Origin of the sequence: Myceligenerans salitolerans (genome assembly GCF_017349295.1) — a bacterium.
Taxonomy (GTDB): Bacteria; Actinomycetota; Actinomycetes; order Actinomycetales; family Cellulomonadaceae; genus Myceligenerans; species Myceligenerans salitolerans.
Genome location: NZ_JAFMPK010000009.1, coordinates 75,078 through 88,915 on the forward strand (window position 1 = coordinate 75,078; position 13,838 = coordinate 88,915).

14 protein-coding genes are annotated in these 13,838 nt (G+C 65.9%); 9 read left to right on the forward strand and 5 right to left on the reverse strand.

Annotated features, from left to right (window positions below; translation table 11 throughout):
• Positions 1–64: 64 nt before the first annotated feature.
• Positions 65–1,318, reverse strand: coding sequence for a hypothetical protein (locus J0911_RS00750; RefSeq protein ID WP_207273484.1), 1,254 nt, complete (start codon positions 1,316–1,318; stop codon positions 65–67).
• Between the two features lie 544 nt (positions 1,319–1,862).
• Here J0911_RS00750 and argS point away from each other — a divergent pair.
• Positions 1,863–3,605 (forward strand): arginine--tRNA ligase, encoded by a 1,743-nt coding sequence (argS, locus tag J0911_RS00755; protein ID WP_207273485.1) that lies wholly within the window; start codon positions 1,863–1,865, stop codon positions 3,603–3,605.
• A gap of 104 nt (positions 3,606–3,709) precedes the next feature.
• Complete coding sequence (locus J0911_RS00760) at positions 3,710–4,438, forward strand: hypothetical protein (RefSeq protein ID WP_207273486.1); 729 nt, start codon at positions 3,710–3,712, stop codon at positions 4,436–4,438.
• A gap of 182 nt (positions 4,439–4,620) precedes the next feature.
• Here the strand turns inward: J0911_RS00760 and J0911_RS00765 are convergent, their stop codons facing one another.
• Positions 4,621–5,052 (reverse strand): SMI1/KNR4 family protein, encoded by a 432-nt coding sequence (locus J0911_RS00765; protein WP_207273487.1) that lies wholly within the window; start codon positions 5,050–5,052, stop codon positions 4,621–4,623.
• A 391-nt stretch (positions 5,053–5,443) separates the two neighbouring features.
• Between J0911_RS00765 and serS the strand changes: the two genes are divergently transcribed.
• The 4 genes from serS to J0911_RS00785 all read left to right on the forward strand — a co-directional run bounded on the left by serS (position 5,444) and on the right by J0911_RS00785 (position 8,814).
• A complete protein-coding gene (gene serS / locus J0911_RS00770) occupies positions 5,444–6,739 on the forward strand; it encodes a serine--tRNA ligase (protein WP_207273488.1) in 1,296 nt (431 codons plus the stop codon).
• Positions 6,740–6,742: 3 nt separating this feature from the next.
• Positions 6,743–6,958 (forward strand): hypothetical protein, encoded by a 216-nt coding sequence (locus tag J0911_RS00775; RefSeq protein WP_207273489.1) that lies wholly within the window; start codon positions 6,743–6,745, stop codon positions 6,956–6,958.
• On the forward strand, positions 6,955–8,361 hold the full coding sequence (gene gltX, locus J0911_RS00780) for a glutamate--tRNA ligase (protein ID WP_307864847.1): 1,407 nt from the start codon (positions 6,955–6,957) through the stop codon (positions 8,359–8,361). The genes J0911_RS00775 and gltX overlap by 4 nt, the downstream gene beginning before the upstream one ends.
• Positions 8,362–8,427: 66 nt before the next feature.
• On the forward strand, positions 8,428–8,814 hold the full coding sequence (locus J0911_RS00785; protein WP_207273490.1) for a hypothetical protein: 387 nt from the start codon (positions 8,428–8,430) through the stop codon (positions 8,812–8,814).
• A 52-nt stretch (positions 8,815–8,866) separates the two neighbouring features.
• On the opposite strand, the gene J0911_RS00790 is transcribed toward J0911_RS00785, so the two are convergent.
• Together J0911_RS00790 and J0911_RS00795 are read right to left on the reverse strand one after the other, a co-directional pair.
• Entirely contained in the window at positions 8,867–9,544 is a 678-nt protein-coding gene (locus J0911_RS00790; RefSeq protein WP_207273491.1) for a RibD family protein, read from the reverse strand.
• A complete protein-coding gene (locus J0911_RS00795) occupies positions 9,541–10,263 on the reverse strand; it encodes a helix-turn-helix transcriptional regulator (protein ID WP_207273492.1) in 723 nt (240 codons plus the stop codon). Before J0911_RS00795 ends, J0911_RS00790 begins: the two co-directional genes overlap by 4 nt.
• Positions 10,264–10,551: 288 nt before the next feature.
• Between J0911_RS00795 and J0911_RS00800 the strand changes: the two genes are divergently transcribed.
• The 3 genes from J0911_RS00800 (at position 10,552) to J0911_RS21265 (ending at position 12,890) form a co-directional block, all read left to right on the forward strand.
• Positions 10,552–10,842, forward strand: a complete 291-nt coding sequence (locus J0911_RS00800; RefSeq protein ID WP_307864848.1) for a GNAT family N-acetyltransferase — start codon at positions 10,552–10,554, stop codon at positions 10,840–10,842.
• 298 nt (positions 10,843–11,140) lie between these two features.
• On the forward strand, positions 11,141–12,457 hold the full coding sequence (locus J0911_RS00805; RefSeq protein ID WP_207273493.1) for a DNA cytosine methyltransferase: 1,317 nt from the start codon (positions 11,141–11,143) through the stop codon (positions 12,455–12,457).
• Positions 12,458–12,479: 22 nt separating this feature from the next.
• A complete protein-coding gene (locus tag J0911_RS21265; protein WP_207273494.1) occupies positions 12,480–12,890 on the forward strand; it encodes a very short patch repair endonuclease in 411 nt (136 codons plus the stop codon).
• Here J0911_RS21265 and J0911_RS00815 read toward each other — a convergent pair.
• A complete protein-coding gene (locus J0911_RS00815) occupies positions 12,887–13,684 on the reverse strand; it encodes an HNH endonuclease (RefSeq protein ID WP_207273495.1) in 798 nt (265 codons plus the stop codon). The genes J0911_RS21265 and J0911_RS00815 overlap by 4 nt on opposite strands.
• Between the last annotated feature and the right edge of the window lie 154 nt (positions 13,685–13,838).

Consider the following 13,838-nt stretch of genomic DNA (forward strand, 5'->3'; position numbering starts at 1 on the left):
ACCAGTCGGACGCGGCACGGCTGTGGCGCCGGACTTTGATCATGTCCGGCACTGCCGCTGTCGATCATTGCTGCCGGAGGTCTTCCTCGTCGTTCGAGCGTTGACGGAGCGTTTGCTCGGCAATCCCGCTGGAGAGTCGTCCTGTTACCGATATGGCTCGGTGGAGGGTCTCGTTGCCGAGACGCCTGGCGGTATCGACGCCCTCTGCTCCCGTCTCGAGCGCTTTGTCCTTCACCTCTGTGGCCGCGTCTACCCATCGCCTGGCCTCCAGCGACTGCCGACCGCGCTCAATCCCGAGCCGTCGGTAGAAGTCAACGACGGCGGTCGCTACACGGTTGCTCGAATGCACCACAGCCCGTGATGCGGTTGGGTGCAGCAGCACCTTCGTGTTGGCGATGCCGGCGGCTGCCTCGATCCGCGCCATCAGGTGCTCGGCGCTCTGCGAAATGAGTTCCAGGCGCTTGTGTCGGGCGACCTTCAGCGCGAGGCGATGCTCGTCTAGCTCGTCTGGCGACGCCTCCAGCACGCGGTCGAGTTCGAGCACGGCGATCGCATCCTGCAATTGAAAGCAACGCGCCAGGACCGCGAGCCACTCCATGACCTTGGACTCGGCTTCCTTCGATGCCTTGGCGAGATCACCGATCTTGGCCTTGTGCTCAAGCTTCTCCGCGAGCGCGTCGAGTTGACGCAACGCATATGCCTGGGTGCGCGCGATGATCATCGAGGTCGCCTGAACCTTCGACCATGTGACCTCGGAGACCCGACCCACATGCTCTCGGACGGTCATGGCTTCCTCGATGACAAGGTCCACTCCGATCATGTCCGCCAACATCGCGTCCTTCTGGGCGCGGAGTACGTCGTCGATCTTCTCGTCGATCGTGGCGAGATAGTCGGTGATCTCTTCCATGGCCTGTTGCATCGCCAGCTGTGCCATGATCCCCGCGGCACCCGCAAGCATCGCCGGGCTCGTCAGAAGCGATCCGGGCGTCTTCACGAATTGGACGAACCCCCGGATCTGGCCGTTGCTGCCCCTCAGCACGCCTGTGCTGAGACCTGTCTTCGAGCTCGTCCTGAGCCCGTACTTGGTAACAAGCTGCGCTGACTCCTCAGTCAACTTCACCCAGCAGCCCGAACTGGCTGCTATCTGGGAACCTGCCTGTGCGCATCCTGCCGCGGTACCGAGGGTCGCGCCGAGCCGGTGCAGTCCGAGGTCCTCCGATGACAGTCCCTCAGAAACGAGGAAGCGTTCGACAACCGCTCGATTCCCGATGACCGCCAGGCCATCGCCGTCACTGATCAGCTGAACCTTTTCGTCCACAGTCGGCTCCTGAAGCGTAGGTAGGCAGAGCCCCCGCGATCAGGACTCTTCGTGGTCGAGCTAGAGCCGACTCATCGGAGGCGTCGAGCGGTGACGGTCGAACGCATGGGACGCCACCGTCGGGATCGATGATCGAGTCGTCGGCTACCAGGTTGAACCTAGCGGCCGGGTGGGCATTCCCCGCTGATTCGGGTGGGTGAAACCTTTCCGGCTCGGTGAGATGTGCCCCACCAAGCCAGTGCCGACTCGATCGTCCACGACGTATGACGGTGACGCGTTTGAGCGCTGCATCGTCGAGGACGTCGTCGTACCGAGAAGGCAAGGTAGCTGCCGACCGTGACATCCGCCGTCGTGGCGCCCACAAGCGCCCGCTGGAGCACCGCCGAATCTCTTGTCGTAGGCCCGGAGTAGTGATGCTCCGGCACCTTCTGCTGCTTTCTTGCCACGGCGCCAACGTAGCCCTGTCAACACCCCACCGGCGTGTGCCTCCGTAGACTGGCCGCGCTCTGCACGGAGCACTCCCTTCTCAACGAGAGGTTCCCGCGTGACCGATATCGTCGCGATCTCCGCCCAGGTGGAGGCAGCTGTTCAGGCTGCCCTGACCCAGGTGCTCCCGGCCGAGCTGGCCGGCACCGACCCGGTGGTCCGACGATCCGACCGCGCCGACTTCCAGGCCAACGGCGTGCTCGCCGTGGCCAAGAAGGTGGGGATCCCTGCTTCTGTGATCGCGATAGATGTCGCCAGGGAGCTTCGGTATGCGGGCTGGGTGACAACCTGTTCCGGTCCAGGCTTCCTCAACCTCACCGTGCCCGACGACGTCGCCTGGTCGGCCGTCGCAGCGCGCCTGGCCGACGCGCGCCTCGGCGTGAGCAGTCCGCGCGCGGGGGAGCGGGTGGTCGTCGACTACTCGGCGCCGAACGTCGCCAAGGAGATGCACGTCGGCCATCTGCGTTCGTCCGTGATCGGCGACGCGCTCGTGCGCGTGCTCGGTCACCTGGGCGCGGACGTGACCCGGCAGAACCACATCGGCGACTGGGGCACCCAGTTCGGCATGCTCATCCAGTACCTCGACGAGCACCCCGAGGCTTCCTGGAAGGGCAAGGGCGCCGACACCATGTCCGCCCTGGATGCCCTGTACAAGGCCGCCCGCGCCGAGTTCGAGGCCGACGCGGCGTTTGCCGACCGGTCCCGTGCCCGCGTCGTCGCGCTCCAGTCCGGCGACGAAGCAACGGTCGCAGTGTGGCGTGATCTGGTCGCCGAGTCCGAGAAGGCGTTCCAGGTCATCTACGACCGCCTCGGAGTCCTGCTGGACGAGGGCGACTTCGACGGCGAGTCCCGCCACAACGACGCCCTACCCGGCGTGGTCAACGCCCTCGTGGCGAAGGGCATCGCGAGCGAGTCCGACGGCGCCATGGTCACCTTCACCGACGGCGTGAACAACCCCGAGGGCGACCCGGTCCCGCTGATCGTGCGCAAGAAGGACGGCGGGTTCGGCTACGCCGCCACCGACCTGGCCACGATGCGTCTGCGGGTCGAGGAGTACAAGGCCGACCGGATTCTCTACGTCGTCGACGCACGCCAGGCGCTGCACTTCACCATGGTGTTCGACACCGCCCGCCGGGCCGGCTGGCTCCCGGACTCGGTCCACGCCGAACACGTCCGGTTCGGCACCGTGCTGGGCAAGGACGGGCGCCCGTTCAAGACGCGCTCGGGCAAGACCGTCCGGCTCGCGGACCTGCTCGACGACGCCGAAGCGGCCGTCCGCGTCGTGCTCGAGGACAAGCAGCACGACTTCACCGACGAGGAGCTGGGCGACGTCGTGCGCGCGGCCGGGACCGCGGCAATCAAGTACGCCGACCTGTCCAACACCCGCACCAAGGACTACGTGTTCGACGTCGACCAGATGGTCGCCACCACCGGGAACACCGGCGTCTACCTCCAGTACGCGCACGCCCGGGTGCGATCCATCCTGCGCAAGGCCGGCGAGATCATCGGGCAGGTCGATGCCACCGTCGCGGCGCACGCGGCCGAGAAGAACCTGGCCCTGACTCTCGACGCCTTCGACGCTACGCTCCGCGACGTAGCCACGACGCTCGAGCCGCACCGCCTGTGCGGCTACCTGTACGACGTCGCGACCGCCTTCACCCGCTTCTACGACGCCTGCCCCGTCCTCAAGGCAGACGACGCCGCGGTACGGGGCAACCGGCTGGCGCTGTGCGACCTCACCGGGCGCACCCTGGCGGCGGGGCTCGACCTGCTCGGCATCGCCGCGCCGGAACGGATGTGACCGGTGTACTGCCGCGTCGGAGCCGGCGTGGCAGCATCGTGGTCGACCAGGATCGTCGAGGAGCGCTTGCCAACGACTCCGTGGTTCCCGGCATGATGTGGGCCGTGGAGCAGACGAGAGTGTCGGGCGCTGACCCGGGTGCCGCTTGGTTGAAGCCGAGACGGCAAATGGCATTCGCCCCGGTCAGTGCCCCGATCACCGGTGGGCGGGCAAAGCTCGGTGGGCAACCCGTGTGGCGGGACCGGCACCAGTGGCCGCAGTCCGCGGCCAACGGTGAGCAGATGATGTTCATCGGGCAGTTCCCGATCCCCGGCGACGTGCAACGGATGGCCTATCTCTTCAGGACGGATGGCGACAAGGGGCTCACGTGGGAGGCCGACGGCGGCGAGAACGCGCTCATCGTCCAGCCCGGCGGACGTGTCCCGGCGTTCATCAAGACTGTCGCCTCCGCGACGGGGCCGACCCTCTGGAAGCGTGGACCCGAGTGGAACGACGGACCCTCGGTCGAACGGTCCATCAACTTCGTGCCGATCGACGCTGAGGTAGAGCGGTGGCTGGAACTCGCCGCAGACTACTGCGAGGCAGAGCGCAATGGGCTTCCCGCTCAGTTCCCCGAGGAGGTGACGCTCGCCCCTCGCAGCTACATCGGTGGCAGGCCCGTTCTGTGGCAGCCGCACCTGCCCTTGCCTGTGCCGGACGGCTGGCACTTCTTCTTCCAGCTCGACGGCTTCGACGACTGGGACGAACCCGCGATCGACTTCGGCGGCGGGACTGGGTACGCATTCCTGAGCCCGGATTGCCTCGAGGGCCGGTTTACCTGGGACTGCGTATAGGACACGTTGGAACGTGTACGACGTCGCTGCTTGCCAGAGCGCACCTCAGACACCAGTAGGCAACGGGATACGTCTCAGGCGAACGTCTGGTCAGCTGTTAGCGCCAAGGGCAGACAGGATGCTCGCCTGGAGGTGAGGGGACGGCCCGATGCACGTGAGTCGCCGCCGGCCCCGATCAACTCTCAGCCCTCATCCTCAGGACGATCGCCGCGTCGGACCGTTATGCATCGCTCCAGGTAGTCGGTGACGGAGGACGCCACCCAGGTGCGGCTGTCCGTCTCGTGGTCCCACTGGTAGACCTGCTGGATGCCGGTGGTGGCGATGAAGAACTGGTCGCCGTCGGCCGGGTCGCCGAAGAAGACGGCGTCGTCGAACGACATGTACAGGTTGCCGAACGTTCCGCCCCGGAACTCGGCGTTCGTTCGGGCGATGTCTTCGACCGTTCGGACGAGGTCCTCGTGGTCACGAACGATCCCGTCGGCCCGCAGGAGAACATGGGCGAGATCACCCGGCATCGGATGGCCGAGGGTGTTCTCGCAGGCACGGATCGTCGCGGGGTCAGCGGGCCGTCCGACGACGAGGCCGGGCACGGCGAGCAGTTCGTCGAGTGTCATTGTGGCCCAGTTTCGCAGTTGGGGACCGGTATGCACTGCGCGCGCCGCCAGGCTCGATGTGACCTGCAAGTGCGTCAGCGCGTCTCGGCGGTCCGGCCACGGATGGGCGCCTTCCTCTGCGCCTTCCGCGCGGGCTGCGAGGTCGACGGTGGCCAGGGGGGCCAGACTGGTCGCTCGTCGTTCTCGCGGATCGTGCGGAGGCCGAGCCTGCAGAGCTTTGGACAGTGGCCGACGACGTCCTCCGCGACGTGGTGCAGATCCTCGTCGAAGGGCTGGCGGACCGTGAGGTGTTCGAGCCGGGGCCCCATCCCTCCAGCTGGGCGAGTGCCACTACCTGGTCCTTTGCTAGCGTCAAGTGCCCTGTCCACACTGCACGAAGAATCGAGTTCCCATGCACGACGTGCGCGACCTGATCAGCCTTGGCGACGAGGCCGTCCGACGCCTGGCCCGACGCGGCTACAGGCTCGACCTCGACGAGCTGTCTCAGCTCCAGAGCCGGCGGACCTCCAGCATCCAGGCGGCTGACTCCTTGCGCGCGGAGTCCAAGAGGATCGCTTCCGAGGTGGGGCAGGCCGGAAGGAACGGCGGCGACGTCGAGGAACTCAAGGAGACTGCTCGGAAGCTCAAGGACCGGATCCGCGAGGCCGAGCAGGACATCGAGGACGCCGACGACAAGCTCACCACAGCGCTCCTGGAAATCCCCAACCTTCCCTCGGACGACGCACCTGATGGCGACTCGGAGGAGTTCGCCGTCGAACAGCGCAAGGTCGGCAACCCACCGGTCTTCGCTTTCGAGCCGAAGGACCATGTCGATCTCGGAGAGGGCATGGGGATCCTCGACTTCGGACGGGCGACGAAGCTGTCCGGCCCGCGGTTCAGCGTGCTGCGCGGTGCCGGAGCTGCGCTGGAGCGCGCCCTGTCCACGTTGTTCCTGAACCTGCACACTCAACGTCACGGGTACGTGGAGCACTCCGTGCCGTTCCTCGTGACGCGCAAGACCATGACCGGCACCGGCCAGCTCCCGAAGTTTGAAGCGGACCTCTTCGGAACCGCTGTAGCAGACCGTGACCTCTTTCTTATCCCCACTGCCGAGGTTCCGCTGACCAACCTGTACGCCGACGAGATCATCGCTCCTGACCAACTGCCCATCGCTCTGACCGCTCTGGCCCCATGTTTCAGGTCTGAAGCCGGTTCGTACGGTCGGGACACCCGAGGGCTGATCCGCCAGCACCAGTTCGCCAAGGTCGAAATGGTCCGGATCACCTCCGCCGAGAATGCTCGCGCCGAGATGGAGGCCATGGTTGAGCACGCCGAGGCATGCCTCAATGAACTCGACCTCGCCTACCGCGTCGTGACTCTCGCCGCGGGCGACACCGGCTTCTCCGCCCAGCTCACGTACGACATCGAGGTGTGGCTCCCCAGCCAGAACACCTACCGCGAGATCTCCTCGGTCTCCGACTTCGGCACGTTCCAGGGGCGCCGCGCCGGCATCCGCACCCGTGACAAGAACGGCAAGACAACCCCGGCAGCTACTGTCAATGGTTCCGGCCTGCCCGTGGGGCGGACTCTGGCCGCCGTCCTGGAGCAACACCAGCAGGCCGACGGGTCGGTCCTGCTCCCGCACGCCCTGACCAAGTACCTCGGCTTCGCCCGGATCAACCCGGACGGCACGACCTCCAAGGAGTAGCCCATGCTCGTCGGCGTCTGCGACTTCCCCAGCACCTACCAGTTCCCACCCGTCGGGTACGGCGGCATCGAACGGTGGCTCTGGGCCGTCGCCGTTGGGGCTCAGGCCGCAGGCGCCGACGTGCACACCGTCAGCTCTGGCTACCGCAATGTCGTTGTAGCCGCACGGATTACAGACACCGGAATCTCAGAAGCGTCCAGACAGGCTTCTGCGCTGTGACCAATCCCGAGATCCGAGTTCGCTTCGCACCCTCGCCCACGGGCATGTTCCACGTCGGGAACGCTCGTTCGGCGCTGTTCAACTGGGTGTTCGCGCGGCAATCGGGTGGGTCGCTAGTCCTGCGGATCGAGGACACCGACGCCGAGCGTTCGAAGCCGGAGTGGGTGCAGGGAATCCTGGACGCGATGGCGTGGCTGGGGATCGACGAGTCCCAGTACGAAGGTCCGCTGTTCCAGTCGGACTACGCGGGCAAGCACTGGGAAGCGATCGACGAGCTTCTCGCCGATGGCCGGGCGTACTACTGCGACTGCGCGCGCGAGGACGTGATCGCACGTACCAGGTCGAGCCACCAGGGCTACGACGGTTTCTGCCGTGACCGTGGCCTGGAGTTCGGTGACGGGCGCGCGGTGCGGTTCCGCACGCCAGACGAGGGCACCACGGTCGTGGTGGATCTCGTGCGCGGCAAGCCGGAGTTCGAGAACGCTCTGATCGAGGACTTCGTGATCGCCCGCGGTGACGGTTCACCAGTGTTCCTGCTGGCGAACGTCGTTGATGACATGGAGATGGGCATCACCCATGTCATGCGTGCCGAGGAGCACTTGCCGAACGCTCCCAAGCAGGAGCTGGTCTGGGAGGCGCTTGGTGCGCAGGCTCCGACTTGGGCGCACGCGCCGATCTTGGTGAACGAGAAGCGGCAGAAGCTGTCCAAGCGGCGCGACCGGGTGGCTTTGGAGGACTTCCGCGCCGAGGGGTATGTGGCCGAGGCGATGCGCAACTACCTGATGCTGCTGGGGTGGGCCCCGTCCGACGACCGGGAGATCGTGCCCTGGGACGAGATCGTGTCCGAGTTCCGGCTGGAGGACGTGAACCCGTCCCCGGCGTTCTTCGACATCAAGAAGCTGCAGGCGTTCAACGGGGACTACATTCGCGCGATGTCGCTGGCCGAGTTCACGGCCGTGGTGCAGCCGTGGCTGGCGTCCGACGGCGTGCCGTGGTCGGCCGGAGCGTACGACCCGGCGGTGTTCGATGCTGTGGCGGAGCTGGTGCAGACGCGGATCGTGCTGCTGGGCGACGTCGTGGAGATGGTGGACTTCCTCTTCCTGGACGAGCCCGCGATCGATGAGGCGGCGTGGGACAAGGCGATGCGCGGCGGGCACGCGGCCGACATCCTCAAGGCTGCGATCGAGCGGTACGAAGCGATCGATTGGAATGCTGACACGCTGAAGACGACGCTGGAGGGGATCGGTGCCGGGCACGGGCTGAAGCTCGGCAAGACACAGGCCCCCGTCCGTGTCGCGGTCACCGGGAGTCGAGTCGGGCTGCCACTGTTCGAGTCGATGGAGGTGCTGGGCCGCGAGCGGACCCTGGAACGGCTGAAGGCAGCAATGGCCCGGCTCGGCTGATCGTTGCCCGTCCGGATCACGTTCGGACGGGCTGCCGTGGAAGTTGCTCAAGACAAGGGGCGATTCATGATCTTCCGCCGAAGGCCCGCACGGAGGGAGCCCGAACCGGACCCAACTCTCGACCCGTTTCGTGGCGGAGTGGCGATCCTGCGGCGGGATGGTGAGTTCCAGGGCCATGTCGCCAGCGAAGTCACCCACTTCTTCGCACGCCCCCGAAACAGGTGGTGGGTGTGGTTCGTCATCGCCTGGGCCGACGGGACCAAGGACCGTCTCATCGAGGACTACCCGCCGTGGTCGTACGTCACCGAGATGCGGCAGGGATTGTTCGACTATGCAGGAAGCATGCTGATGACGGACAAGGCTCGTATCGGGGTCTACGAGGTCGAATGGGTTCCGGCTTCGGAGGCTGCGCGCGTTCGAGCCGAGGCGGGGATCCGGCTCGAGGATTTCTGATCGGCATGGGCGTTCCGCGAACTCTTGTCGGTTTGACGATGCGCAGGCGCAGTCAGTTCTCGGGGAGATAGCGGAGGAGGACGCAGTCCCCGATGGCGCGAGTCTCGGCGAGGGCCATGCGATGGTTGGCGTCCTGTGGGAACGTGCCGGGGCGGACGAATCGTGGGGCGTTCTGTTCGCCGACGAAGAACGGGGCGTAGACGAGGTGGAGCTCGTCGACCAGGCCGGCGGTGAGGAACATGGTGTGGATTGCGCCGCCACCCTCGACCATGAGCCGTTCGATCCCGCGGTCGGCCAGGTCGTTCAGGAGGGCGGCTGGGGTGACGTCTGCGCCGAGGGAGACGACGGTCGCGCCATCGGCCAGCCGCGCAGTGAGGTCCGAGGCGGCTTGGTCGGTGGTGTAGACGATCTTGTCGTTGTCGCCGGTGGTGAAGAACCGTGCTTCGGGGTCGAGGTCGCCGGTTGTGGTGAGGGTGACCTTGGTGGGGGTGGCGGGCTTGCCGTCGGCGACGCGCTTGGCGCGGCGTTCCTCGGAGCGGACCATGAGGCGCGGGTTGTCGGCGCGGATCGTGTTCGCCCCGACCAGGATCGCGTCGACGCCTGCACGGACGGCGTCGACGCGGTCGAAGTCCTCGTCGTTGGACAACATGAGCCGGTTCTCGCTGGTGTCGTCGATGTAGCCGTCGAGCGATGCGGCCACCGACAGCAGCACGTGCGGGCGTTGCATCATCCTGGGTTTCCTGTCCTGGTTGAGATGGCTTGTTCGACGAGCGCGCCGTAGGCGGCGGCCGTCGCGGCTTCGGTCAACGCCGTGACCGTACCGGCTGGGAGTAACTGTTGGAATGACTCTCTGTCCAGGCACGTCGCGGCTGCGCCGCCCGTGCGGGGAAAGGGCAGGACTGGTGTGCCGGCGTCGGCCGCGATTGCGGCTTCCGCGGCGGTACCCGCACCTCCTCCGACGATCAGTACAAGGTCGACGCCGTCGACGACGTTCGCGTGGCCGAAGCGTGCCGTGGTTCGGGTGAAGCCGCCCGGGCGGAACTGGTCGGCCACGTAGGTGATGACCTCGATCCCGATCCCGACGGGTCCATGGCTGACATTAACTTCGGTCGACGCGACGATGCGCGCCAGTTCGGCAACTGTCGCATCGATGAGGGCGGCGTTGTGACCGGCTGGGCGGCTGCCGCAGATCGCTACCGTCGTCGTTGAGTATTGCTGGGGTGCGGGCCGCAGGAACTCATCGAGATCTTCGGCCGTGATCCCGAGGACCTTGCTCATCGTGGGGCGCGTCCAAGGCGTGGGTTCACTGGTACCAGCCTCCCAGCGGGCCACTGTCGTGCGGTCCACACCGAGGCGCTCGGCGAACATCTCCTGCGACAGGCCCATCGCCTTGCGCCTGGCGATCAACCGCTCGCGGCGTTGATGGGCCGGCTGTCCCGATCGGCTCACACGGCCCCCTCGTCGCTCTACTGATGATCGCGGCAACGTTGCAACGGCGCGCGGCGATGGGACAACCAACCCGCCGAACTGCGTTGATCCTATGATCCGCGACGCCGTTGCGGGTGACGCCGAGCAGGTGGCCGTCGTCCATCACTCCACTTGGCGTCACGCCTAAGCCAACCTGCTGCCCGGGGAGCACTGGCTGACCGACACCGTCGAGCGTCGCGTGCAGCGTTGCGCCACGCGTCTCAGAGCCAATGAGCGTGAGGGCTGGCCTGTCGGCCTGTCATCGCCGAAGTGAACGGTCGTGTCGGCTTCGCGCAGGTCGGCCCTGCCCGGGTCAAGGAGGACTTCGCGCCCGTGCACGATCGGGAGTTGTGGTCACTGTATGTCCTGCCCGAACTCCACGGATCGGGCGCCGACGCGGCACTTCTCGGTGCGGTGCTTCCGTCCGGACCTGCTCAACTGTGGGTAGCGGACCCGAACCCGCGTGCTCAGGCGTTCTACCGCAAGCACGGCTTCGAGCCGGACGGCGCACGCTTCATCGATCGCAACGCCATCACCGAGATCCGGAGGCTCCGCCCTTGAGTCGCCGCGATGCTGCAGCGGGTCCGCCAGGCCCCCGGCTTGCGCGCATGCGATTACGACCTCGCGCTGCTGCTGCGCTGGGCGCTGGTGTGGGCGGCGATGTAGCCGAGCACGACCGGCCCGCGGCCCGTTCACACAGCGTGTGACGTTCGCCGCCTCGCAGACATCGGTGCTGGCCGGGCCTACTGTGGTTCGCTACACACTACGAGCCGTGGCCTAGGCCGGGTGAGTGTCAGTGACAGCGTGTTGAATGAGCCGAACGTGATCCGCAGTCTGACAAATTTTCAAGGAGCAGAGAGTGTCTGAACTTCGCGTCGTCGAGATCTGTGCCGGTGCGGGCGGGCAGAGCCTCGGGCTCCATCTAGCCAAGTTCGAGCACTCGCTTGCCGTCGAGATCGACGAGACCGCGGCGAAGACCCTGAGCACGAACGGCAGGCGTCTTGGGTGGGACATGAGGGTGGCTGTGGGCGATGTCGCGGCCGTACCAGAACCGGGTGAACAGTTCGACGGTGAACGACATGTCTGGAACCCAGATGACTATGTGGGAATCGATCTTCTCGCTGGCGGCGTGCCGTGCCCGCCGTTCTCGATCGCGGGCAAGCAGCTTGGTACCAGCGACGAACGTGATCTCTTCGCCTGGGCTGTTGAGCTGGTCGGGCGGATGAAACCTCGCGCAGTGATGCTTGAGAACGTCCGTGGCCTATCGATGCCGAGATTCGCGGCCTACCGGCAGTGGGTGAAAGACCGGCTTAGCAAGCTTGGCTATTGGTCGGACTGGAAGCTCCTGGAGGCGCGCGACTACGGGGTTCCGCAACTGCGCCCGCGCTTCATCCTCGTCGCTTTGCATGACGAGGAGGATGCTCGCCACTTCAACTGGCCTAAGAAGACTCCCTACGCCGGGGGCGTTGGGGACGCCCTCTACGACCTTATGAACACGCACCGCTGGCCGGGCGCCGACGCCTGGCGTCGCAAGGCGAACCAGGGCATTGCCCCGACTATCGTCGGCGGGTCGAAGAAGCACGGTGGTGCTGACCTAGGCCCGACACGTGCCAAGCGCGCCTGGGCAGAACTTGGTGTTGATGCGATGGGCATTGCCAACGACGCTCCAAACCCCAAGGAGCACGGCCTCGATCACATCCCGAAGCTCACGATCGATATGGTCAAGGTGCTCCAGGGCTGGCTCGACGACGGTGACTACGCATGGAACTTCGAAGGTAGGAAGACCAGTCAGTACCGCCAGATCGGGAACGCATTCCCACCACCGGTGGCACGGGCTGTTGGAGGGGCGATCCGTGCCGCCCTCATGCGAGATGGAAGCCCCAAGGACCTCGCGGAGGCCGAGGCCGAGGCGATGCAGCATGAACCGATCTACGTCGCCCTCAAGGCCGCTGACGGACCCCTCAGCGCGAAGCAGTTGATTAAGGCGGCAGGCGGAAACATCCACCCGAGTGAATTTGAGCAGCGCCTAGGCTTGCTCTCGCGCGACTTCCACATCAAGACTGACGGTGAGGACGAGGACCGAACCTACATGCTCGGCGCCTTCAAGGGGTTCGTCGGCCAAGGCGACCACGACCGCCACCTTGCGTTCGCGACAGCGCGGAACCGGATCAGCTGAGACCACCTCGTAGGCTGGAACTATGGTGGAGCAGTGGGTTAGCACGAAGTCGAGCCCAAGCCTCTCGGGGCGCAAGAGCAGGAACACCACGCCCGAGGTCGAGTTGCGCCGCGCACTTCATGCCTTGGGAGCACGGTTCCGGTTGCACCGGCGTCTCGGACCAGCTTCGGCTCCCGACTTCGTACTTCCTGGCCGCCGGATCGCTGTATGGGTTGACGGATGCTACTGGCACTCCTGCCCCGAGCACGGGAGGCGCAAGAGATTCGAAGGCCCCAACGCCGACCTGTGGACAGCGAAGATGACGCGCACGAGAGAACGTGACGTCCTTGCGACCCAGGAAGCCGAGGAACTCGGGTGGACGGCCGTGCGTGTTTGGGAGCACGAAATCCGCGCTGATCCCGTGCATGCTGCGCTACGAGTTCTCACGACTTAGTGGTTGGCGCCTTCTAGGTACTCTCGCAGTTGGGCACGGTCGGACGCTCCGAGCACCCGAGCTAGGTCATAAACGCGGTCAAGATCGCTCCGGCCGCGCTCACTACGCGTAAGCCACAACTGCAGCGTCCTCTTGTCCTGGGCGCGCAGTGCTCGTACTTGGACTAGAACCTCGTCGTAACGGTGCGGGTCCGGCATCTGGTCCCGTGCCGGCTCGTTGCAGCGTGCGCACTCCGTATGCCAGTTATCCAGGTCGTCTGCCGCAGCACGAGACCGCAGGCGCTCCTGAGGGATCCGATGGCCGATCGTCAAACGAGCATTCGTATCTGATTCGCCCGGATAGCTTTCGCGTGCTCCAACACCGCACAGCACGCATCGGTGTCCATCCCGTTCGAACACGAGCCGCCGAACTCTGGCAGACGGAACAACCTTCCTGTGCTGCCGACGCTCTTCCTTGAGCCAGTAGCGAGCACCAAACTTGTCGATGCAGTATTCATCGTGGCGGAGCTTGCGGCCTCCGTCCCTGTGCGAGCGAATGACCCAGCCGTTCTCGCGCAGCTCACGGAGGCGGCGGTTCAGGTGCTCGGACTTCCCGTCGATGTCCTTGCCCAGCGCGCCGCGCAACTCGTTCATCGTGAACTGGCTGCCAGCTTTCTTGTTGAACCATAGCCAGGCCGCCAAGCGGGACGTCTGGCCGAAGGGCTGCTTTTCGGTTCCAGGCCTCACGGTCAGCTGCCACCAGAGGACGCCTCCCGGCGTGTACGCGTCGGGCGGGTACTCAGCATCGGTAGTCACGAGCGGGAGTATGGCCGACTTCCCCGCTAGGGGACAGGCTGGGCGCCAATGTGAGCACGGATCTCACCCCCTCAGGTGGGCCTGTGCCGAACCTGGCGGCACGCGCGTGTATCTTGCGGACTGCACGCAGCCCCACCGGCCACTGTGAACCAGG